This is a genomic window from Pseudomonas sp. FA117 (assembly GCF_057370475.1).
In genome coordinates this window covers 127,040-148,025 of sequence record NZ_CM170675.1, presented here as the reverse complement: position 1 = coordinate 148,025, position 20,986 = coordinate 127,040, and the positions used below count along the sequence as shown (strand labels likewise).

18 protein-coding genes are annotated in these 20,986 nt (G+C 63.7%); 6 read left to right on the top strand and 12 right to left on the bottom strand.

Going from position 1 to position 20,986, the window contains the following annotated elements:
• Position 1: 1 nt before the first annotated feature.
• Entirely contained in the window at positions 2-1,012 is a 1,011-nt protein-coding gene (gene hemB / locus AC1TXO_RS00710; RefSeq protein WP_054894096.1) for a porphobilinogen synthase, read from the bottom strand.
• Positions 1,013-1,220: 208 nt separating this feature from the next.
• Here hemB and AC1TXO_RS00705 point away from each other — a divergent pair, with 208 nt between their 5' ends.
• Both AC1TXO_RS00705 and elbB read left to right on the top strand, forming a co-directional pair.
• On the top strand, positions 1,221-1,850 hold the full coding sequence (locus AC1TXO_RS00705; protein WP_486404607.1) for a DedA family protein: 630 nt from the start codon (positions 1,221-1,223) through the stop codon (positions 1,848-1,850).
• A 121-nt stretch (positions 1,851-1,971) separates the two neighbouring features.
• Positions 1,972-2,637: an isoprenoid biosynthesis glyoxalase ElbB gene (gene elbB, locus AC1TXO_RS00700; protein WP_486404606.1), complete on the top strand. Its 666-nt coding sequence runs from the start codon at positions 1,972-1,974 to the stop codon at positions 2,635-2,637.
• A 105-nt stretch (positions 2,638-2,742) separates the two neighbouring features.
• Here the strand turns inward: elbB and AC1TXO_RS00695 are convergent, their stop codons facing one another.
• The 3 genes from AC1TXO_RS00695 to AC1TXO_RS00685 form a co-directional block, all read right to left on the bottom strand.
• On the bottom strand, positions 2,743-3,192 hold the full coding sequence (locus AC1TXO_RS00695) for a YaiI/YqxD family protein (protein ID WP_486404605.1): 450 nt from the start codon (positions 3,190-3,192) through the stop codon (positions 2,743-2,745).
• A gap of 72 nt (positions 3,193-3,264) precedes the next feature.
• The gene (locus tag AC1TXO_RS00690) at positions 3,265-5,196 is read right to left on the bottom strand and encodes an FTR1 family protein (RefSeq protein WP_486404604.1); all 1,932 of its coding nucleotides are present in this window, start codon (positions 5,194-5,196) and stop codon (positions 3,265-3,267) included.
• Positions 5,197-5,288: 92 nt separating this feature from the next.
• Complete coding sequence (locus tag AC1TXO_RS00685) at positions 5,289-6,215, bottom strand: LysR substrate-binding domain-containing protein (RefSeq protein ID WP_486404603.1); 927 nt, start codon at positions 6,213-6,215, stop codon at positions 5,289-5,291.
• Positions 6,216-6,375: 160 nt separating this feature from the next.
• Here AC1TXO_RS00685 and AC1TXO_RS00680 point away from each other — a divergent pair, with 160 nt between their 5' ends.
• Complete coding sequence (locus tag AC1TXO_RS00680) at positions 6,376-7,758, top strand: NorM family multidrug efflux MATE transporter (RefSeq protein ID WP_486404602.1); 1,383 nt, start codon at positions 6,376-6,378, stop codon at positions 7,756-7,758.
• A 104-nt stretch (positions 7,759-7,862) separates the two neighbouring features.
• On the opposite strand, the gene AC1TXO_RS00675 is transcribed toward AC1TXO_RS00680, so the two are convergent.
• Positions 7,863-9,527, bottom strand: coding sequence for a putative bifunctional diguanylate cyclase/phosphodiesterase (locus AC1TXO_RS00675; protein WP_486404601.1), 1,665 nt, complete (start codon positions 9,525-9,527; stop codon positions 7,863-7,865).
• Between the two features lie 255 nt (positions 9,528-9,782).
• On the opposite strand from AC1TXO_RS00675, the gene rep reads away from it, so the two are divergent.
• Positions 9,783-11,792, top strand: coding sequence for a DNA helicase Rep (gene rep, locus AC1TXO_RS00670; protein ID WP_486404600.1), 2,010 nt, complete (start codon positions 9,783-9,785; stop codon positions 11,790-11,792).
• Positions 11,793-11,865: 73 nt separating this feature from the next.
• Positions 11,866-12,438 (top strand): xanthine phosphoribosyltransferase, encoded by a 573-nt coding sequence (locus AC1TXO_RS00665; protein WP_486404599.1) that lies wholly within the window; start codon positions 11,866-11,868, stop codon positions 12,436-12,438.
• 110 nt (positions 12,439-12,548) lie between these two features.
• Here AC1TXO_RS00665 and AC1TXO_RS00660 read toward each other — a convergent pair whose 3' ends face one another.
• The 5 genes from AC1TXO_RS00660 to dadA form a co-directional block, all read right to left on the bottom strand.
• On the bottom strand, positions 12,549-14,411 hold the full coding sequence (locus AC1TXO_RS00660) for an acetyl-CoA hydrolase/transferase C-terminal domain-containing protein (RefSeq protein WP_486404598.1): 1,863 nt from the start codon (positions 14,409-14,411) through the stop codon (positions 12,549-12,551).
• 72 nt (positions 14,412-14,483) lie between these two features.
• On the bottom strand, positions 14,484-14,906 hold the full coding sequence (locus AC1TXO_RS00655) for a c-type cytochrome (protein ID WP_486404597.1): 423 nt from the start codon (positions 14,904-14,906) through the stop codon (positions 14,484-14,486).
• Between the two features lie 135 nt (positions 14,907-15,041).
• On the bottom strand, positions 15,042-15,590 hold the full coding sequence (locus tag AC1TXO_RS00650) for a cupin domain-containing protein (protein WP_186669898.1): 549 nt from the start codon (positions 15,588-15,590) through the stop codon (positions 15,042-15,044).
• A gap of 109 nt (positions 15,591-15,699) precedes the next feature.
• Complete coding sequence (alr, locus tag AC1TXO_RS00645; RefSeq protein ID WP_486404596.1) at positions 15,700-16,773, bottom strand: alanine racemase; 1,074 nt, start codon at positions 16,771-16,773, stop codon at positions 15,700-15,702.
• Between the two features lie 131 nt (positions 16,774-16,904).
• The gene (gene dadA / locus AC1TXO_RS00640; RefSeq protein WP_486404595.1) at positions 16,905-18,206 is read right to left on the bottom strand and encodes a D-amino acid dehydrogenase; all 1,302 of its coding nucleotides are present in this window, start codon (positions 18,204-18,206) and stop codon (positions 16,905-16,907) included.
• A 155-nt stretch (positions 18,207-18,361) separates the two neighbouring features.
• Between dadA and dadR the strand changes: the two genes are divergently transcribed.
• The gene (gene dadR / locus AC1TXO_RS00635; protein WP_003258963.1) at positions 18,362-18,850 is read left to right on the top strand and encodes a transcriptional regulator DadR; all 489 of its coding nucleotides are present in this window, start codon (positions 18,362-18,364) and stop codon (positions 18,848-18,850) included.
• Positions 18,851-18,854: 4 nt separating this feature from the next.
• On the opposite strand, the gene AC1TXO_RS00630 is transcribed toward dadR, so the two are convergent.
• Positions 18,855-19,205, bottom strand: a complete 351-nt coding sequence (locus AC1TXO_RS00630) for a YkgJ family cysteine cluster protein (protein WP_486404594.1) — start codon at positions 19,203-19,205, stop codon at positions 18,855-18,857.
• Between the two features lie 271 nt (positions 19,206-19,476).
• Positions 19,477-20,784 (bottom strand): hypothetical protein, encoded by a 1,308-nt coding sequence (locus AC1TXO_RS00625; protein ID WP_486404593.1) that lies wholly within the window; start codon positions 20,782-20,784, stop codon positions 19,477-19,479.
• Positions 20,785-20,986: the final 202 nt, after the last annotated feature.

Genomic DNA, 20,986 nt, shown 5'->3' with positions numbered 1-20,986 from the left:
GTTACTGCCCTCTCAACAATTGAGCGGCACGCACGGCGAAATAGGTGAGGATGCCATCGGCGCCGGCCCGTTTGAAAGCGGTGAGGGATTCGAGAATCACGGCCTCGCTGAGCCAGCCGTTCTGGATGGCCGCCATGTGCATGGCGTATTCGCCGCTGACCTGATACACGAAGGTCGGCACGCGGAATTCGGTTTTGACGCGGTGGACGATGTCCAGGTACGGCATGCCCGGCTTGACCATGACCATGTCGGCGCCTTCGGCGAGGTCGGTGGCCACTTCATGCAGGGCCTCGTCGCTGTTGGCCGGGTCCATCTGGTAGGAGGCCTTGTTCGCCTTGCCCAGGTTCAGCGCCGAGCCGACCGCATCGCGGAACGGGCCATAGTAGGCACTGGCGTACTTGGCAGAGTAGGCCATGATGCGCACGTTGACGTGGCCGGCCAGTTCCAGGGCTTCGCGGATCGCCTGCAGACGACCATCCATCATGTCGGACGGCGCCACCACCTGGGCACCGGCCTCGGCGTGCGACAGCGCCTGACGCACCAGGGCGTCGACGGTGATGTCGTTCTGCACGTAGCCCTCTTCATCGAGGATGCCGTCCTGGCCGTGGGTGGTGAAGGGGTCGAGCGCGACGTCAGTGATCACCCCCAGTTCCGGGAAGCGGGCACGCAGGGCGCGGGTGGCGCGCTGGGCAATGCCGTCCGGGTTCCAGGCCTCGGCACCGTCGAGGGACTTCTTCTCCACCGGGGTGACCGGGAACAGCGCCAGCGCCGGGATTCCCAGCGCCACCCAACCCTGTGCGGCTTCGAGCAGCAGGTCGATCGACAGGCGCTCGACGCCCGGCATCGACGGCACTTCTTCGCGACGGTTTTCGCCATCGAGCACGAATACCGGCAGGATCAGGTCATCGACGGTCAGGGTATTTTCGCGAACCAGACGACGGGAGAATTCGTCCCGGCGGTTGCGACGCAGGCGAGTGGCAGGAAACAGGCGGTTGGCGGGGGTAAAGCTCACGGCAGACTCCTGAGCCCGCGCAGGCGGGCTAGCGCGACAGTTATAAGCGCCCATTATGACGCCTAGGTTACAGGGAAGGGCAACCCTGCGACTTGTGGCCGCAGCCATTGTCCTTGCAGGAAATGTTCACGTCGAGACACATTTGGACACTTTCCCCCAGGCGCGCGAAGGGGTAGGCTGCGCGTTCATTTCGCCAGCACCTCAGAAAATGCTTCAACAATTCCTGCAGGATTTCGGCTATTTCGCCCTCTTTCTAGGCACCTTCTTCGAAGGCGAGACCATCCTGGTACTTGCAGGATTCCTTGCGTTCCGCGGATACATGGATATCAGCCTGGTCGTGGTGGTGGCATTTTTCGGCAGCTATGCAGGCGACCAGCTGTGGTACTTCATGGGCCGTCGCCACGGGCGCAAGATCCTCGCCCGCAAGCCGCGCTGGCAGGCCATGGGCGACCGCGCCCTGGAGCATATCCGTCGCCACCCCGACATCTGGGTGCTGAGCTTCCGCTTCGTCTATGGCCTGCGCACCGTGATGCCGGTGGCGATCGGCCTGTCCGGCTATCCGCCACGGCGCTACCTGCTGCTGAACGGGATCGGCGCGGCGATCTGGGCCCTGGCCCTGGGCGCAGCAGCCTACCACTTCGGCGCCATCCTCGAAGGCCTGCTGGGCAATGTGAAGAAGTACGAGCTGTGGGTGCTCGGCGGCCTGCTGGTGCTGGGCGGCCTGCTGTGGCTGCGCCGGCGCTTCCGCAACCTGCGCGCCGAGCGCAAGGCCGCCGCCGTGCAAGCCGCCGCCGATGCTGCTGGCGAAAAGCCAGACTCCAACTCGACACAGCCCTGAGCCAACCGGCCCGTCCATCGACAGCCCTATCGCGATCTACGGCGAACTGAACATGACAGTGCCGTTGCGATCCAACACATCAGAAGAAAGCTTCGAGCGTCTCGACACAGGAGTAACGAGCATGACAAAGAAAGTCGCGGTGATTCTGTCCGGCTGTGGCGTGTATGACGGCGCCGAAATCCACGAGAGCGTCATCACCCTGCTGCGCCTCGACCAGCGCGGCGCACAGGTGCAGTGCTTTGCCCCGAACATCGCGCAGATGCACGTGATCGACCATCTGACCGGCGCCGAAATGCCCGAGTCGCGCAATGTCCTGGTGGAGTCGGCGCGCATCGCCCGTGGCGAGGTGAAGGATATCCGCGAAGCCAGGGCCGAGGATTTCGACGCGCTGATCGTGCCTGGCGGTTTCGGTGCGGCGAAGAACCTGTCCAACTTCGCTGTCGAAGGTGCCAACTGCAGCGTCAACCCCGACGTGCTGGCCCTGGCCGAAGCCTTTGCCGCTGCCTGCAAGCCGGTCGGGCTGATCTGCATTTCTCCGGCGCTGGCCGCGAAGATCTATGGACCGGGGGTGGTCTGCACCATCGGCAGCGACGCCGACACCAGCGCAGCCGTGGTGAAGATGGGCGGCACCCACGAAGAATGCGATGTACATGACATCGTCGAAGACACCCAGCGCAAGCTGGTGACCACCCCGGCCTACATGCTGGCCAAGTCGATCAGCGAAGCGGCGAGCGGGATCTACAAACTGGTCGACCGGGTGCTGGAGTTGACCCACGAGAAAGATTGAGTCGTATCAGGACGAACCTTTTCGCGGACAAGCCGGCTCCCACATGTCCTCACCGGATTCAAGTACGGCAGGGTGCCTGTGGGGGCGGGCTTGCCCGCGAAAAGGTCAACGCGTCAGCCGCGTCAGGATCCGGTCCAGCGCATTGGCAAACGCCTGCTTTTCCCGCTCGCCATAGGGCGCCTGCCCGCCACCCACCTGCCCCTGCTCGCGCAATTCGGTGAACAGGTTGCGCACCGCCAGCCGATCCCCCATGTTGCGCTCGTCGAACTCGCGACCACGCGGGTCCAGCGCGGCCACGCCTTTCTTGATCAGCCGGTCGGCCAGCGGCACATCGCTGCAGATCACCAGTTCGCCGGGCACGGCGTGCTCCACCAGGTAATCGTCGGCGGCATCCATGCCACTGGGCACCACGATCAGCCGGACAATCGCGAAGGCCGGCTTGGCCACGGCCTGGCCGGCGACCATCACCACTTCCAGCTGGCGCTTGAGGGCGAACTTGACGATCAGGTCCTTGGCCGCCTTGGGGCAGGCGTCGGCGTCGATCCATATGCGCATGACGATGTTTCCGTGATTCGAAAGAGGTGTAGTGTCAGCCCCGCTACTGTCGCGGGGCAAGTCGCAGCGGCCTCAGTTCGCGGCCGCCCGGCGTTTTTCGGCGATCCGTGAGCGCCCGTACAGCACCACGATAGCCAGCAAAGCCACCGCCTGCGCGGCCAACGAGTAGGCGTCGGCATGAATGCCCAGCCAGTCGAACTCGAAGAACGGCACCGGCCGCGTGCCCAGCACACCGGCCTCCTGCAGCGCCTTGACCCCGTGCCCGGCGAACACCACCGACAGGGCGCACAACAAGGCGGCGTTGATGCTGAAGAACAGCGACAACGGCAGCTTCGCCGAGCCACGCAGAATCACCCAGGCCAGGCCCACCAGCAGCACCACGGCCGTCGCACCACCGGCCAGCACCGCCTGATGACCGGCAGGCCCGGCCTGCAGCCACAAGGTCTCGTAGAACAGGATCACCTCGAACAGCTCGCGGTACACCGAGAAGAACGCCAGCATGGCGAAGCCGAAACGCCCGCCGCCGCTGAGCAGGCTGCTCTTGATGTAGTCCTGCCAGGCCGCGGCATGGCGCCGGTCATGCATCCACACGCCCAGCCACAGCACCATGACCGCGGCGAACAACGCCGTGCAGCCTTCGAGCAGCTCGCGCTGGGCACCGCCGACATCGATCACATAGGCCGCCAGCGCCCAGGTGGCGAAGCCTGCGACCAGCGCCAGGCCCCAACCGATGTTGACGCTGCGCACCGCCGACTGCTGGCCGGTATTGCGCAGGAAGGCGAGGATCGCCGCCAGTACCAGGATCGCCTCCAGGCCCTCGCGCAGCAGGATCAGCAGGCCGGAGATATAGCTCAGCGACCAGCTCAGGCCATCGCTGCCCAGCAGTTTCGCCGCCTGTTCCAGCTTGACCTTGGCCTCGGCCAGGCGCTGCGCCGCCTGCTCGGCCGGCAGGCCGTCCTGCAGCGCCTGACGGTAGGCCATCAGGGATTTTTCGGTGTCCTTGCGCACTTGCGCATCAATGTTGTCGAGCGAGCTTTCAACCAGCTCGAAGCCTTCCAGATAGGCCGCCACCGACAGGTCGTAGGCTTGGTCGTGATCACCCGCGCGGTAGGCTGCCAGGCTCTTGTCCAGGGTGCTGGAGGTGTAGTCGAGCAGTTGCGCCGGGCCGCGCTTTACCTGCGGTGGCTGGGCACGCTGGGCGCGGAACGCCGCAACCGCGCCTGCGCCCTCGCTTGCAGCGACTTCGGCCGGGGTCTGGCGGGCCAGGTCGGCGATGTTCCAGGTCTTGTCACCCTTGGCGGCCTGCGGATCGGCGGTGAAGCTGGCGATGTAGGCGGCCACGTCCCAGCGCTGGCGCTCGTCGAGCTGGTCGGCGAACGACGGCATCTCGGTGCCTTCAATGCCAAGGCCGAGGGTGTTGTAGAGGTCGAACAGGCTCAGCTGGTCGAGGCGCGCGGCGCTGCGCAGGTTCGCCGGAGCAGGCTCCAGGCCGACGCCTGCCGGACCGTCGCCGGCACCGGTGTCGCCGTGGCAGATCGCGCAGTTCTGTGCATACAGCGAAGCGCCACGCGCCGGGTCCGGGGTGATCACCGGCGCCTGGCTGACCTCGTAGGCCACCGCCAGGCGTGCACCCAGTTGCCGGGCCTGACGCGCTACCGTAGCGCCGTCCTGACGCTGGTCGATGGCTTGGCGCAGGGCCTGCACGCCCTGCTCCAGGGCATCGCGCTCGGCATGCGCCGGCAAGCCCTTGACCAGCTCGGCGAGGACCGCGCTGAACTCCAATTGCTCGCGGTATTCACCGTCATCCACCACCTTGCCGGCACTCACCGTCGGCGGGTAGTCGGCACCGATGTAGTCCAGCAGATGCAAGGCCTTGGTGGCGTCGGCAGGGGCTTCGGCCAGTGCCAGGGAGCTGCACACTGCCAGTACCGGGGCCAGCAGCCAGGCAAGCAGACGGGAACGGGAAATCATGGCGAATCTCGACGGGAATACGAAAGTGAACATTGTTCACTTCCACTCATCCTTGCTCAAGGCTCACCGGCGGATTTCTTGAAAAATCTTGCGACAAATCGGCGACAGCTGGCGTAGCCCGGTGCCTACTGCACGCCGAGGATCTCCACGTCCGGCAAATCCATGGCCGCCGCCTCCTCCTGCAGGAACGCGCTCAGCCGCCGCAGCCGCTCCCCGCCCGGCCGGGTGCGCGGCCACACCAGGTAGTAGTCCAGGCCGCTGGCCACGGCGGTCGGCCACGGCAGGCTCAGGCGCCCCTGGGCAACGTCCTCGGCGACCATCAGCAGGTCGCCCATCGACACCCCGTAGCCACGCGCGGCGGCAATCATGCCCAGCTCCAGGGTGTCGAACACCTGCCCGCCCTTGAGCGATACCGTCTCGCTCAAGCCCATGCGTGCCAGCCAACTGCGCCAGTCGCGCCGGTCCGGCGTCGGGTGCAGCAACTCGACGCTGGCCAGCCTGCGCGCATCCCACGGTGCCTCGGCCTGCAGGTCAGGGGCGCCGACCGGGATCAGCAGCTCGGCGAACAGCCGCCGCACTTCCCAGTCGACCGGAAAGCTGCCGTCGCTGAGCAGCACTGCGCAGTCGAAAGGCTCGTGGTTGAAGTCCACATGGTCAACGTCCATCCAGGCGCTGGTCAGTTGCACCTCGTTGCCCGGCTGCAGGTGGCGGAAGCGGCTCAGGCGCGCCAGCAGCCAGCGCATGGTCAGGGTCGAGGGGGCCTTCATGCGCAGCATGTCATCTTCGCCGCGCAAGGTATTGCAGGCCCGCTCCAGCGCCGCAAAACCGTCGCGAACGCCCGGCAGCAGCATCCGCGCGGCCTCGGTAGGCTGCAGGTTGCGACCGTTGCGCACGAACAGGCGGCAGCCGAAGTGCTCTTCGAGCGTGCGGATATGGCGGCTGACTGCGCTCTGGGTGATCGACAACGCTTCACCGGCGCGGGTGAAGGAACTCAGCCGTGCCGCAGCTTCGAATGCGCGCAAGGCATACAGCGGTGGTAACTGGCGAGACATGGGACACCTGTCATACGGGCGCATGAGGCGATTCACCGAAATCATACATCCATGAGTTGAACTCATGCGAATGATCGCTTTTATCCTTTTGTGCAATCTTGACCGAGGCCTCAGAATCGCCAGTTCTCCCCGTAGGACCCATACCCAAGGACTTCGCCCCATGCATGTCGCGCCCACCACCGAACTCAAGGCCCTGCTGCGCCTGGCCGGGCCACTGGTCGCCTCGCAAATGGCGCACATGCTGATGGTGCTCACCGACACCCTGATGATGGCGCGCATCAGCCCGCAGGCGCTGGCCGGCGGCGGTCTGGGCGCGGCGAGCTATTCGTTCGTGTCGATCTTCTGCCTGGGCGTGATTGCCGCAGTCGGCACCCTGGTGGCGTTCCGCAAGGGTGCGGGCGACATCGCCGGCGCCACCCGCCTGGCGCAGAACGGGCTGTGGCTGGCCTGGGGCCTGGCGCTGGGTGCAGCACTGGTGCTGTGGAACCTCAAGCCGGTGTTGCTGCTGTTCGGCCAGCGCCCCGACAACGTCGACATGGCCATGCAGTTCCTCACCCTGCTGCCGTTGGCCCTGCCCGGCTACCTCACCTTCATGGCCCTGCGCGGCTTCACCAGCGCCCTGGGCCATTCGACCCCAGTGATGGTCATCAGCCTGGTGGGCACGGTGCTCAACTACCTGTTCAACCATGCACTGATCGAAGGCATGTTCGGCCTGCCCAAGCTGGGCCTGATGGGTATCGGCCTGGTCACTGCGGTGGTGTCGCTGGGCATGGCCGTGGCCCTGGCCCTGTACATCCGCTGGCACCGCGCCTACGACGCCTATCCGCTGCGCAAGGGCCTGTCGCGGCCGTCGCTCGACGCCCTGCGCGAGCTGTGGCGACTGGGCCTGCCGATCGGCGGCACCTACATCGTCGAAGTCGGCCTGTTCGCCTTCGCCGCCCTGTGCATGGGCGTGCTGGGCGACACCGAGCTGGCGGCGCACCAGATCGCCCTGCCGATCGTCTCGGCAGCGTTCATGGTGCCGACCGGGTTGTCCTACGCGGTGACCATGCGTGTCGGGCTGTACTACGGCGCAGGCAACCTGCTGGCCGCACGCAGCGCCGGGCGGGTCGGGATCGGCATGGGCGCGGTGGTGATGTTCGGCTTTGCCGTGGTGTTCTGGCTGTTCCCGGAAACCTTCGTGGGACTGCTGGTCGACCGGAATGATCCGGCATTTGCGGCGATCTTCGCCCTGGCCGTGCAACTGGTGATGGTGGCGGCCTGGTTCGAGCTGTTCGACGGCACGCAGACCATCGCCATGGGCTCGATTCGTGGCCTGAAGGATGCCAAGACCACCTTCGTCATCGGCCTGTTGTGCTACTGGCTGGTCGGCGCGCCGTGCGCCTGGGTGTTCGCCTTCACCCTGGGCGGCGGCGCGGTGGGCATCTGGTGGGGCCTGGCGCTGGGGTTGGCGTGTGCAGCAGTGGCACTGACGCTGGCATTCGAATGGCGAATGAAGCGGTTGCTGGGCAAGGCGGCCGTGGGGGCGGCGGTTTCGGCCTGACATCGGTGGCGCCTCTATCGCGGGGCAAGCCCGCGCCCACAGGTATTGCACGCAATCCAGAACCGACGGTGTATCTGTATGCCCCGCGATAGGGGCGTTACAGGCTAGACGCTCACCAACTGCGGCTTGGCCGCCTGGAACAGGTACACGATCAGCTCATCGATCGGCAGCGGCCGGCTCACCAGGAACCCTTGCACCTGGTCGCAACCGAAATCGCGCAGCAGACCCAGTTGCTCGTCACTTTCCACGCCCTCGGCGACCACCTCCAGGTTGAGGTTGTGCGCCAGGTTGATCATGGCGTGCACCAGCTTGCGGTTCTCCTCGCGCTGCTCCATGCCGGCGACGAAGCTGCGATCGACCTTGAGCAAAGTGATGGGCAGGCTGTTCAGGTGCACGAACGACGAGAAGCCGGTACCGAAGTCGTCCAGCGAGAAGCGCACACCCAGGCGCCCCAGCGCATCCATGGTCTGGCGCACCACCTCGTTGCGGCGCATCACCGCGGTTTCGGTCAGCTCGAACTCCAGCCAGCGTGCATCGACCCCATGCTCGACGATCAAGCGGCTCAGGGTGGCCAGCAGTTGGCTGTCCTGGAACTGGCGGAAACTCAGGTTCACCGCCATGTGCAGCGGCGCCAGGCCGTGCTCGCCCAGAGCCTGCATGTCGCGCAGGGCGCGGGAAATCACCCAGTAACCCAGCGGCACGATCAGCCCGCTCTGCTCGGCCAGCGGCACGAACTCGCTGGGCGGCAGCAGGCCGCGCTCGGCATGGCGCCAGCGCACCAGCGCCTCGAGGCCGACGATGGTGCCGTCCTTGAGGTTCAGGCGCGGCTGATAGTGCAGTTCCAGCTCGTCACGGCGCAAGGCGCGGCGCAGCTCGCTTTCCAGGTCGGCGAGGCTGCGCGCGTTGCTGTTTATCCGCTCGTTGAACACGTGGTAGGTGCAGCCCTGGCTGCCCTTGGCCTGGCGCATGGCGATGTGCGCATGCCACATCAACGGATCGGCACCAGCCTGGGCGCGGGCATGCGCAAGCCCCAGGCTGCAGCCCAGCAGCAGGCTTTCGCCGTCGATCCAGTAGGGCTCGGCCAGGGCTTCGATGATGCGCTCGGCAGTGCGTTCGGCGCGACCGGGGTCGCGGCGGGTATCGATCAGCAGGGCGAACTCGTCGCTGCCCAGGCGCGCCAACTGGTCGCCGGCTTCCAACTGCTGCTTGAGGCGGTTGACCACCTGCAGGATCAGGCGATCGCCACCCTGGTGGCCCAGGGCATCGTTTACGTGACGGAAGTTGTCCAGGTCCAGGTGACCAAGGGCCAGGCCTCGACCGGCGTTTTCCGCCAGGCGCGCGGTGAGCAGCGCCTGGAAGCCCTGGCGGTTGGCGATGCCGGTGAGCGGATCCTGCTCGGCCAGGCGTTGCAGGGTGGCTACCAGCACGCCACGTTCGCGCACATGGCGCAACGAGCGGCGCAAGGCATCGCTACTCAACTGCCCGCGCACCAGCCAGTCGCTGACGCCTACCGGCGGTGCATCAGGTTCGTGTTCCAGCAGCAGGATGGTCGGCAGGTCGCATCGCCCGGGCGCCGGCTGCAGTTCAGGCGTGGCCAGCACCACGGCCTGGCGGTCGTGAACGAACAGGCTGTCCACCGCCTCCCAGTTCGGTGCAGTCAGCAGCACGGCGCTGCCGGCCAGCGGCTGGACACATTCGCGCAGCACTGCGGCCCATTCCGGCTCATCGGCCAACAGCAGCAAACGCAACGGTTCGACGGGCGTGGACAAGCGGGCTCCTTAGGGCTTGGACGGTGTGACCGATGATGCGCCGTATCCTAACCGACAAGTGGAAATGATTCTCACTTTTATATGTGGCGATCCCTGCCCTGCATCTCGACGGATTTTGCCGTGCATCCTGCGCGAAAGTCGCATCGCCCGCAAATCTGAATGGTGCGCTGCATCACACTGTCAGACGGTCGCGCCATAACCGACCCATGCCTGCTAGAATGCGCGGCTATTTTCTGGTTACTCCCGGTTTCTAGCATGTCCCGACTCAATCCCCGGCAACAGGAAGCCCGAGACTACGTCGGCGGCCCTCTATTGGTGCTCGCCGGTGCAGGCTCCGGCAAGACCAGCGTGATCACGCGCAAGATTGCCCACCTCATCCAGAACTGCGGCATCCGTGCCCAGTACATCGTCGCCATGACCTTCACCAACAAGGCCGCGCGCGAGATGAAGGAGCGGGTCGGTACCCTGCTGCGTCCGGGCGAAGGTCGGGGCCTGACGGTGTGCACCTTTCACAACCTGGGCCTGAACATCATCCGCCGGGAACACCAGCGCCTGGGCTACAAGCCGGGCTTCTCGATCTTCGACGAATCCGACATCAAGGCACTGCTGTCGGACATCATGCAGAAGGAATATTCCGGCGACGACGGGCTGGACGAGATCAAGAACATGATCGGCTCGTGGAAGAACGACCTGATCCTGCCCGCCGAAGCCCTGGAAAAGGCGCGCAACCCGCGCGAGCAAACCGCCGCCATCGTCTACACCCACTACCAGCGCACGCTCAAGGCGTACAACGCGGTGGACTTCGACGACCTGATCCTGCTGCCGGTCAAGCTGTTCCAGGAGCACACCGATGTGCTCGAGCGCTGGCAGAACCGCGTGCGCTACCTGCTGGTCGACGAATACCAGGACACCAACGCCAGCCAGTACCTGCTGGTGAAGATGCTCATCGGCATGCGCAACCAGTTCACCGTGGTTGGCGACGACGACCAGTCGATCTACGCCTGGCGTGGCGCGCGCCCGGAAAACCTGATGCTGCTCAAGGAGGACTACCCCTCCCTGAAAGTGGTGATGCTCGAGCAGAACTACCGCTCTACCAGCCGCATCCTGCGCTGCGCCAACGTGCTGATCGCCAACAACCCCCACGACTTCGAGAAACAGCTGTGGAGCGAGATGGGGGTGGGCGACGAGATCCGCGTGATCCGCTGCAAGAACGAGGAAGCCGAGGCCGAACGCGTGGCCATGGAAATCCTCACCCTGCACCTGCGCACCAACCGCCCCTACAGCGACTTCGCCATCCTCTACCGGGGCAACTACCAGGCCAAGCTGATCGAACTGAAGCTGCAGCATCACCAGGTGCCCTATCGCCTGTCGGGCGGCAACAGCTTCTTCGGCCGACAGGAAGTCAAGGACCTCATGGCCTACCTGCGCCTGCTGGTCAACCCGGACGACGACAACGCCTACCTGCGGGTGATCAACGTGCCGCGCCGCGAAATCGGCTCGACCACGCTCGAAAAGCTCGGCAACTACGCCACCGAGCGCGGCGTGTCGATGTATGCCGCCAGCGAGGAACTGGGCCTGGGCGAACACCTGGATGCGCGCTACACCGAGCGCTTGCAGCGCTTCAAGCACTGGCTCGACGGCGTGCGCCACAAGGTTGCCCTGGAAGACCCGATCGCCGCGCTGCACGAGATGGTCAAGGATATCGACTACGAGAACTGGATTCGCCAGAACACCGCCAGCGACAAGGCGGCGGATTTTCGCATCGGCAACGTCTGGTTCCTGATCGATGCGCTGAAGAACACCCTCGAGAAGGACGAAGAGGGCGACATGACCATCGAGGACGCGATCGGCAAGCTGGTGCTGCGCGACATGCTCGAGCGCCAGCAGGAAGAGGAAGAAAACGCCGAAGGCGTGCAGATGATGACCTTGCACGCCTCCAAGGGCCTGGAATTCCCCTACGTGTTCATCATGGGCATGGAGGAGGAAATCCTCCCCCACCGCTCGAGCATCGAGGCCGACACCATCGAGGAAGAACGCCGCCTGGCCTACGTGGGCATCACCCGCGCACGCCAGACCCTGGCCTTCACCTTCGCCGCCAAGCGCAAGCAGTACGGTGAAATCATCGACTGCACGCCCAGCCGGTTCCTCGACGAACTGCCGCCGGACGACCTGGCCTGGGAAGGTCTGGACGATGCGCCTGTGGAAGTGAAGGCCGCACGCGGCAACAACGCGCTGGCCGACATCAGGGCCATGCTCAAACGCTGATCAACCATTACTCTTTCAACCTTTGCCGCTACCTTCTGGGCGCGGCCACTCTTGCTACATCGAGGAATACACAGTGCAAGCACTGCATCAGAAGATTCGCGAAGAAGGCATCGTGCTTTCCGATCAGGTTCTCAAAGTCGACGCGTTTCTCAACCACCAGATCGACCCTGCGCTGATGCAGCTGATCGGTGACGAGTTCGCCCGCCTGTTCGCAGACTCCGGCGTGACCAAGATCGTCACCATCGAAGCCTCGGGCATCGCCCCGGCAGTGATGACCGGCCTGAAGCTGGGTGTGCCGGTGATCTTCGCCCGCAAGCACCAGTCGCTGACCCTGACCGAGAACCTGCTGACCGCTTCGGTGTACTCCTTCACCAAGCAGACCGAGAACACCGTGGCCATCTCGCCGCGTCACCTCAACAGCAGCGACCGCGTGCTGGTGATCGATGACTTCCTGGCCAACGGCAAGGCCTCGCAGGCACTGATCTCGATCATCAAGCAGGCCGGCGCCACCGTGGCGGGCCTGGGGATCGTCATCGAGAAGTCGTTCCAGGGCGGCCGCGCCGAGCTGGACAGCCAGGGTTACCGCGTCGAATCGCTGGCGCGGGTGAAGTCGCTGGAAGGTGGGGTCGTGACCTTCATCGAATAAGGCCGCTACGCGATCTCTGTGGGAGCGGGTCTACCCGCGAATGCGATTTGGGATGCGCCATCGCATTCGCGGGTAAACCCGCTCCCACAGGGGACAGTATGTCCGAGCGTTTATCTTGCAGCCTGCAAGCCCGCCAGCAACAACCGCTGGTAAAGCTCTTCCTTCAGTCCCTGCGGCTGATCCAGTTGCATCCGCGCAAGATGCCTCGCATACCCCTCTGGCCCCGGCGCATCCAGCGCAGCCTTGCCCAACTCCAGCACCTCGCTCAGCTTGAACTTGCTCTTGAGCCAGTTGAGCGCCCGCAGCAGGTCCTGTTCCTCAGGCGTGAAGTCGCTGCCCAGCGGATATTCGGGGAACAACCCGGCATGCCGCACTTTGATCGCCTCCAGGCGCTCGGGCGTGTTGTCGGTGAAGCGTGTCGATAGCTCGAAGTCCCGCGCCAGCTTGCCGGCCTTCTTCGCCTGCTCCATCAACGGCTTCTGGAACCGTGAGTCACTAATAGCCAGCAACCGCGCAATCACCTCGCTGTCGGTCTGGCCACGCAGGTCGGCGATGCCGTACTCGGTGATGACGATGTCGCGCAGGTGCCGGGGAATGGTGCAATGGCCGTACTGCCAGAACAGGTTGGAAGTCACCTCCCCGCCTGCCTCGCGCCAGCTGCGCAGCAGCAGGATCGAGCGTGCGCCCTCCAGCGCATGGCCCTGGGCGACGAAGTTGTACTGCCCGCCCACGCCGCTGAGCACCCGGCCATCCTCCAACTGATCGGCCACCCCGGCTCCGAGCAAGGTCATGCCGAACACCGTATTGACGAAGCGCGCATCGCGGCGCTGGCGGCGCTTGAGCGCTTCGTCGCCGTACAGTTCGTTGATGAAGCTGATGGCGGTCATGGCGAAGCGCTTGCGCTGCTCGAGGGGCATCTGCCGCAGGCGCTGGTAGAAATCCGCAGTGCCGAGAAAGAATCCGCCATGCACCAGCACACCCTGTTCATCGGCCGGGCGCCGTACCACCCCCGCCTCGGCCAGCGCCAGCAGGCCGTTGACGAACATCTCGCTGCAGCCGTAGAGCCCCTGGGCGAAGTCGTCCAGGCCACCCTCGCGCTCGATCAGCGCCTGCCACGGAGCCAGATCCAGATCTTCCAGCAACGCCCGGTAGGCCGGGTTGTCGCCCTGGCGCGCCAGCAATGCTGCGGCCACGGCATCGCCCATGGCGCCGATGCCGATCTGCAGGGTGCCGCCATCGCGCACCAGGGCGCTGGCGTGCAGGCCGATGCAGTGGTCCTGGAGCGTGACCGGCATGTTGGGCGTGGAAAACAGCCGACGCTGCTCGGGCGTGTCGATCAGCAGGTCGAAATCCTGCGCCGGAAGTTCGGCATCGCCCGGCATGTAAGGCAGTTCGGCATGCACCTGGCCAAGCAGCAGGATGGTTTCACCGGCTGCGCGGCGCCTGGCGATCATCGGCAGCAGATCGAGGGTGATGTCGGGGTTGCAGGCCAGGCTCAGGTGATCGGGGCATTCGGGGGTGGCGGCGACGATCTGGGCGATGAGGTTCAAGCCCTTGGCGTTGATGTCGCGGGCAGCATGGCTGTAGTTGCTGCTGACGTAGTCCTGCTGGGCGGTCTCGCTGTGCAGCAGCGAACCCGGTTGCATGAAGAACTGCTCGACGCGGATGTTGGCCGGCAGGCTGTCGTTGCGCAGGTCGGCGAGGTAGTCGAGCTCTTCGTAGTCGGCGAACACCCGCTCGACGAAGGGCGCGAGGAAGCGCCGCTGCAGACCGTCGCCAAGCGGTGGCCGCCCCAGGCTCAGGGCGGTATAGATCGTCAGGCGGCGCTCGGGAAGGTCACGGATGCGCGCATAGAGGGCGTTGACGAAGGCATTCGGTTTGCCCAGGCCCAGGGGCAGGCCCATGTGGATATGCGCCGGAAGGCGGGCCAGGACCTGGTCGACGGCCTGGTCGATCGAGCAGCGGTGCGGCATCGGGTGCTCCTGTGGCTTTGGGGGCTTACAGGCTGTGACCATTACCCTGGCCGATTTGCTGAACGGGCCGACCTACAGCCCCGACATCTTCTTGATAGCACCCTTGAGCTCGTCGTCCGAGCAATCGGCGCAGGTACCCTTGGGCGGCATGGCGTTGATGCCGGTGATGGCCTTGGCGAGGATACCGTCGAGACCACCCTGGTGATCGGCGCGCTCTTTCCAGGCCGCGGTATCGCCGATCTTCGGCGCATTCAGCAGGCCGGTGCCATGGCAGGCATTGCAATGCTTGGCGATGATTTCATCGGGCGTCTTGGCGCCACCACCACCGGCCGAAACGGCCACTTCCATGCCCTTGCATTCCTGACCCTGCACGCACACCTGCCCCACCGGCTCCAGGCGCTTGGCGATGTCGTCGTTGGTCGCTGCAGTTGCGCTCAGTGCCCACAGGGCGATTACGGCTGCTGGTACGGCCAGCATCTTCTTGATTGGGTTCACGCGTACACCCTCATGGTGGCTAATCACGCCCGCGGCCACGGTTGGCGAGCGTTGAAAAGTATAGCGGCAACCCGGGAGGCGTGAAACGACCCTACTCAGGAAAGGGGTATTGACGAAACAATACGCTGCGCTGGATCAAAAGTTCGACGGTGTGGCAGCGCTGATCAGGCGGGCGGGCTCTTCGAAGGGGTTGCGGAAACGGTGCGGACGGGTGCTTTCGAAGTAGTAGCTGTCGCCCGCTTCGAGGATGAAGGTTTCGGCGCCAACCACCAGCTCCAGACGGCCTTCGAGCAGAATGCCGGTCTCTTCGCCATCGTGGGTGAGCATCTCTTCGCCCGTGTCGGCGCCCGGCGGATAGACCTCGTTGAGAAAGGCGATGGCACGATTGGGGTGCGACTTGCCGACCAGCTTCATGGTCACCGCGCCGTCGGAAATGTCGATCAGCTCGTGGGCCTTGTAGACGATCTGGGTCGGACTTTCAGGTGCAAGCTCGACGGAAAAGAACTCGACCATCGACATGGGGATGCCGCTGAGCACCTTGCGCAGGGAGCTGATCGACGGGCTCACGCTGTTCTTCTCGATCATCGAGATGGTGCTGTTGGTCACGCCCGCCCGTTTGGCGAGTTCGCGCTGGGACAGGCCCTTGAGCTTGCGGATGGCTTGCAGTCGTTCGCCGACGTCCAAAGCTTGCGCCTCCAGAAACGGTCGAGGTGGGGTCGAATGTGAACGATATCATGGCAATGCCGTTCAGTATTTACAACACGCAAGACCCCAGCCTGCCCGCTTCAGCGCTTCACTCGCCGTAGTAGTCCAACGGCACGCGCCGCAGATTGCAGAAAATCTGATAGGGAATGGTGCCGGCCTGCTGCGCCACTTCGCTGGCCAGCACCTGCTTGCCCCACAACTCTACCGGGCTGCCGACGGTGGCCTCAGGCACCTCGGTGAGGTCGACGCAGAGCATGTCCATCGAGACCCGGCCGATCAGTTGGGTGCGTTTGCCGGCGACCACCACCGGGGTGCCGGTGGGCGCATGGCGCGGGTAACCATCGGCGTAACCCATCGCGACCACGCCAACCCGGGTCGGGCGTGGGCTGGTGAATTTGGCACCATAGCCGACCGGCTCACCGGTCGGCAGTTCGCGCACGCTGATGATGCGCGATTGCAGGGTCATCACCGGCTGCAGGCGCGCAGCCGCAGCCTGCTCGACCTCGAACGGCGTGGCGCCGTACAGCATGATGCCCGGACGTACCCAGTCACTCGGCACCTGCGGCCAGCCCAGTACACCGGGAGAGTTGCGCAGGCTGCACTCGGCGGCCAGGCCCTGGCGGGCGGCCTCGAACACGGCGACCTGCTGCTCGGTGGTCGAGGCATCGAGTTCGTCGGCGCGGGCGAAGTGGGTCATCAGCACGATGCGCGCAACCTTGCCGCTGGCCAGCAGGCGTTGGTATGCGTCGTGATAGTCCTTGGGATGCAGGCCGACGCGGTGCATGCCGCTGTCGAGCTTGAGCCAGACGTTCAGCGGCTTGTGCACGGCGGTCTGCTCGATCGCTTCGAGCTGCCACAGCGAATGCACAACGCACCACAGGTCGTGCTCGGCGATCAGCGCCAGCTCGCTGGCCTCGAAGAAGCCTTCGAGCAACAGCACCGGGGCCTTGATCCCTGCGGCGCGCAACTCCAGGGCCTCTTCGATGCAGGCCACGGCAAAGCCGTCGGCCTCGGTTTCCAGCGCCAGGGCGCAACGTACCGCACCATGGCCGTAGGCATCGGCCTTGATCACGGCGAGGGCCTTGGCGCCGGACAGTTCACGGGCCAGGCGATAGTTGTGACGAAGGGCTTGGAGGTCGATCAGGGCACGGGCGGGGCGCATGGAGGGCAGCCTTCTGGTGGATCTGTTTATGACGGAGGAACGGTGCTGGCCTTTTCGCGGGCAAGCCCGCTCCCACAAGTCCTCATCCTGCCGTGGGAGCAGGCTTGCCCGCGAAGAGGCCAGCGCTGCAATTACTGGTGAGCCGACACCGGGCTAGCTTGGCCAGCACTCTCGCGGCTGTTGCCATAACGCGAGATATCCAACCCCTCGGCGCTGATCTGCGGCTTCTTGCGCGCGATCAGGTCGGCCAGCAGGCGACCGGAGCCGCAGGCCATGGTCCAGCCCAGGGTGCCGTGACCTGTATTGAGGAACAGGTTGCGCAACGCCGTGGCACCCACGATCGGGGTGCCGTCCGGGGTGGCCGGGCGCAGGCCGGTCCAGAAGCTCGCCTGGCTCAGGTCGCCGCCGCGAGGATAAAGGTCGTTGACGATCATCTCCAGCGTTTCACGCCGGCGCGGGTTCAGCGACAGGTCAAAACCGGCGATTTCCGCCATGCCACCGACACGGATGCGGTTGTCGAAGCGGGTGATGGCGACCTTGTAGGTTTCGTCGAGGATGGTCGAAGCCGGCGCCATGTCGGCGTCGGTGATCGGCACGGTCAACGAGTAACCCTTGAGCGGATACACTGGCGCCTTGATGCCCAGCGGCTTGAGCAGTTGCGGCGAATAGCTGCCCAGCGCCAGCACGTAGCGATCGGCGGTTTCCAGCTTGCCGTCGATCCACACGCCGTTGATACGGTCGCCTGCATGGTCCAGGCGCTGGATGTTCTGGCCGAAACGGAATTCGACACCCAGCTTGATGGCCATGTCGGCCAGTTTGGTGGTGAACAGCTGGCAGTCGCCGGTCTGGTCGTTGGGCAGGCGCAGGGCGCCGGCGAGAATATCCTTCACACCTGCCAGCGCAGGTTCGACACGGGCGATGCCGTCGCGGTCGAGCAGCTCGTAGGGCACGCCGGACTGCTCGAGCACGGCGATGTCCTTGGCCGCAGCATCGACCTGGGCCTGGGTACGGAACAGTTGAGTGGTGCCCAGGGTGCGGCTTTCGTAGGCGATGCCGGTTTCGGCGCGCAGTTCGTCCAGGCAGTCGCGGCTGTACTCGGACAGACGCACCATGCGCTCCTTGTTCACCGCGTAGCGATTGGCGGTGCAATTGCGCAGCATCTGCGCCATCCACAGGTACTGGTCGACGTCGCCGGTCAGCTTGATGGCGAGTGGTGCGTGGCGCTCGAGCAGCCACTTGATGGCCTTGAGCGGCACGCCCGGGGCGGCCCAGGGCGAGGCATAGCCGGGCGAAATCTGGCCGGCGTTGGCAAAGCTGGTTTCCATGGCCACCGCCGGCTGGCGATCGACCACCGTCACTTCGAAACCTTGCCGGGCCAGGTAGTAGGCACTGGCGGTTCCGATCACACCGCTACCAAGTACCAGAACTCGCATCGTCTATCCCTCGCACGCGGTACACCGCAGTCTTTTGTTGAAATGGCATGGATGCGCGCAGTATAAGAATCTCAGCCCAGTGCATTTCACTATATAAAAACCTATATTTGGCGAGAATTCTCGGCAAGAACGCCTTTCACGGAGGGGCATCCCCTATGAGAACCCAACACCAGAGCAAACGTGAACTGGACAAGATCGACCGCAATATCCTGCGCATCCTGCAGAATGACGGGCGTATCTCCTTCACCGAGCTGGGCGAGAAAGTCGGGTTGTCCACCACCCCCTGCACCGAGCGTGTCCGCCGTCTGGAACGTGAGGGCATCATCATGGGCTACAACGCCCGCCTCAATCCGCAACACCTCAAGGGCAGCCTGCTGGTGTTCGTCGAGATCAGCCTGGACTACAAGTCCGGCGACACCTTCGAAGAGTTCCGCCGTGCCGTGCTCAAGCTGCCCCACGTGCTGGAGTGCCACCTGGTATCGGGGGACTTCGACTATCTGGTGAAGGCGCGCATTTCCGAAATGGCCTCGTACCGCAAGCTGCTGGGCGACATCCTGCTCAAGCTGCCGCACGTGCGCGAATCGAAGAGCTACATCGTGATGGAAGAGGTCAAAGAGAGCCTCTGCCTGCCAATTCCGGACTGAAGCGTCAGACCAGCACCTGGCGGGTGCTGGCGATGTAGCCATGGATCAACTGTTCGGCCTGCGGCTCGATCGGCTCCTGCGGGCCGCGCCCACGTGGGCAGGCCATGCGCGGCGTGGTTCCGAACAGGCGGCAGATCAGCGGGCGCTCTTCATAGACAGTGCAGCCTTGTGAGCCGAGGTGCACGCAGTCCAGGCGCTCGAGCGCAGCATCCTGTTCGGCCTGGATCTTGCGCGGCAGGCGCGCCATCTCTTCGCTGGACGTGGTGACCGGGCCGCAGCAATCGTGGCAGCCGGGCTCGCATTCGAAGGAGGGAATGAGTTCGCGCAGGAACTGGATCTTGTGGTTGCAGGGCATGGGCGGTGTGTCATTGAAGGTTATGGGGGATTATAAGACCGGTTCGCGGATGAATCAGCGCCCCGAACTGTCGTGCTTACCCGTCTCGCCCTGCATCGTGGGTCAGGCTTCGAATGCGGGGGACCGGGCTGACCCGACCGCGTTCCCTGATCCTCACCACCAGGCAGTGGACGATGTACTCCAGCTCAATTTCGAACTGGAGTACAGCCACTCGCCAACCCTGCATTCCAGGCCTGAGCCGGATCAAGACCGCAAATGCCTGGGCAGCGTTTCACGACGTGGTCTTGACGGCAAAGACTGCGGCCTGGCGCTGGTACGCGCCCGCGATAAGCAATGAGCCGTTGGGCAGCACTATCGATGTGGCTCTAATGCTTGTCTCAACCCCTGCAGGCAGCATGCCGTATCCCACCTCGTTGAATGATTTATCCAGATTTAGCGTATCGGCCGAATAACAACCCACCATTGAATTAAAGTAAAAATCGCGGCCCGCGCAATAAATCCGATTTCCTGCCTTGGATGCAGAAAGCCACCGTGGCTCTTGCAGGCCAGCTTCATCCCTCTCAGAGTGTTTGATGGTTTTGCCAGATTCATGGACCGTGGACAAAGTAGCGAATTGCTTATTATCATGATAGCTGTAGCCCACAGCACTCAACGTGTTATCAGAGAGTGACCCAATCGCTCCACTTACGATGCCAAGGCGAGCCTCCCCGCCCTTGCCATAACCGAAGTCGCGTTGACCCTCCAGTGTATAGGCATACAACACGGAATCCGGCTCATATCCTGAAATCACGCATGAGGCCAGCAGCTTTCCTTCATGCACGGCAAGGTCTGTCAAGTACCGGTTCGATAGGGCGGTTTCATTGCGTCGAATGATGATGCCACCGTTCTCTCCAAAGTTCGTGTCGATGGTACCGCTGGCATTGAGCCGCACGATCAAACTATCAACCTCACCGAAAAGGGACTCCCTTAAGTGAGCCGACAGGTAGTAGCCACCGTTGGGATCAGGGAAGGCGCTGAGACAATAAGCTTCATTATACTCTTTATAGCGAGGAGGAAAATGCGAGTCTACCAAGTCATCCAAATTCAGCTGTCCTTTATCTCCAAATGCTTTGTCCAGTACGCCGATGTGATTCATTTTGATCAGATAGGAGTGCTCATAGGCAATGCCCGGACTCCCCGGAACCTCTTCAATAGAGTTGGCGTACACAACCAGATTATCCTGAGCATCGATGAAGCTGGTGACCGGGATGGTGGTTCTATTGACTTCCAACTGAAGAAGGACGTGCCCACTAGTACCAAAGGCTCTATCCACACTGCCATCTTTTTTGAACTGGGTGAACCCTGCACGCGGAGATCCTTGCCTTATCCCATTGTAATAACCGACGACATAACGCTCCTCGCCGTCCCACGGATAAGACACCACTGTCGCCGCCCGAGCAGCAGGGAAGCTGTCAATTTCTAGCTTTAGATACCCGTTCTGGGCAAACTCTGTATCCAAAGGTAAATCCGGCGCGACCGAGGGAAGAGAGTGGGTTCGTAGCATCTTATACTTCAGCGCAAACTTATTTTCACGTTCCATGAGTGACCTTCCTTAACCAGTTTGATATGCTTGATCTCATTGTTCAATCGCGCAAAGCGCATTGAGCCATTACGTTGGGTAAAGCGCTTCACGTCCATCCACGGGCAGCAAACAGCGTTAACGTCTCAAACAGTGATTCAGCTGGCTTCTGTATTGCAAAAACCGCTGAACTTCCTGGAGTTTCATAGTCCCGATCTCCATT

Bases quoted from the DNA above. Each gene is read 5' to 3' on its own strand.
- dadR (WP_003258963.1), top strand. From the start codon at position 18,362: ATGAGAACCCAACACCAGAGCAAACGTGAACTGGACAAGATCGACCGC.
- dadA (WP_486404595.1), bottom strand. From the start codon at position 18,206: ATGCGAGTTCTGGTACTTGGTAGCGGTGTGATCGGAACCGCCAGTGCC.
- AC1TXO_RS00695 (WP_486404605.1), bottom strand. From the start codon at position 3,192: ATGCGCATATGGATCGACGCCGACGCCTGCCCCAAGGCGGCCAAGGAC.
- AC1TXO_RS00680 (WP_486404602.1), top strand. From the start codon at position 6,376: ATGCATGTCGCGCCCACCACCGAACTCAAGGCCCTGCTGCGCCTGGCC.
- rep (WP_486404600.1), top strand. From the start codon at position 9,783: ATGTCCCGACTCAATCCCCGGCAACAGGAAGCCCGAGACTACGTCGGC.
- AC1TXO_RS00690 (WP_486404604.1), bottom strand. From the start codon at position 5,196: ATGTTCACTTTCGTATTCCCGTCGAGATTCGCCATGATTTCCCGTTCC.
- AC1TXO_RS00630 (WP_486404594.1), bottom strand. From the start codon at position 19,205: ATGCCCTGCAACCACAAGATCCAGTTCCTGCGCGAACTCATTCCCTCC.
- AC1TXO_RS00705 (WP_486404607.1), top strand. From the start codon at position 1,221: ATGCTTCAACAATTCCTGCAGGATTTCGGCTATTTCGCCCTCTTTCTA.
- AC1TXO_RS00685 (WP_486404603.1), bottom strand. From the start codon at position 6,215: ATGTCTCGCCAGTTACCACCGCTGTATGCCTTGCGCGCATTCGAAGCT.
- AC1TXO_RS00625 (WP_486404593.1), bottom strand. From the start codon at position 20,784: ATGGAACGTGAAAATAAGTTTGCGCTGAAGTATAAGATGCTACGAACC.
- alr (WP_486404596.1), bottom strand. From the start codon at position 16,773: ATGCGCCCCGCCCGTGCCCTGATCGACCTCCAAGCCCTTCGTCACAAC.
- AC1TXO_RS00660 (WP_486404598.1), bottom strand. From the start codon at position 14,411: ATGCCGCACCGCTGCTCGATCGACCAGGCCGTCGACCAGGTCCTGGCC.
- elbB (WP_486404606.1), top strand. From the start codon at position 1,972: ATGACAAAGAAAGTCGCGGTGATTCTGTCCGGCTGTGGCGTGTATGAC.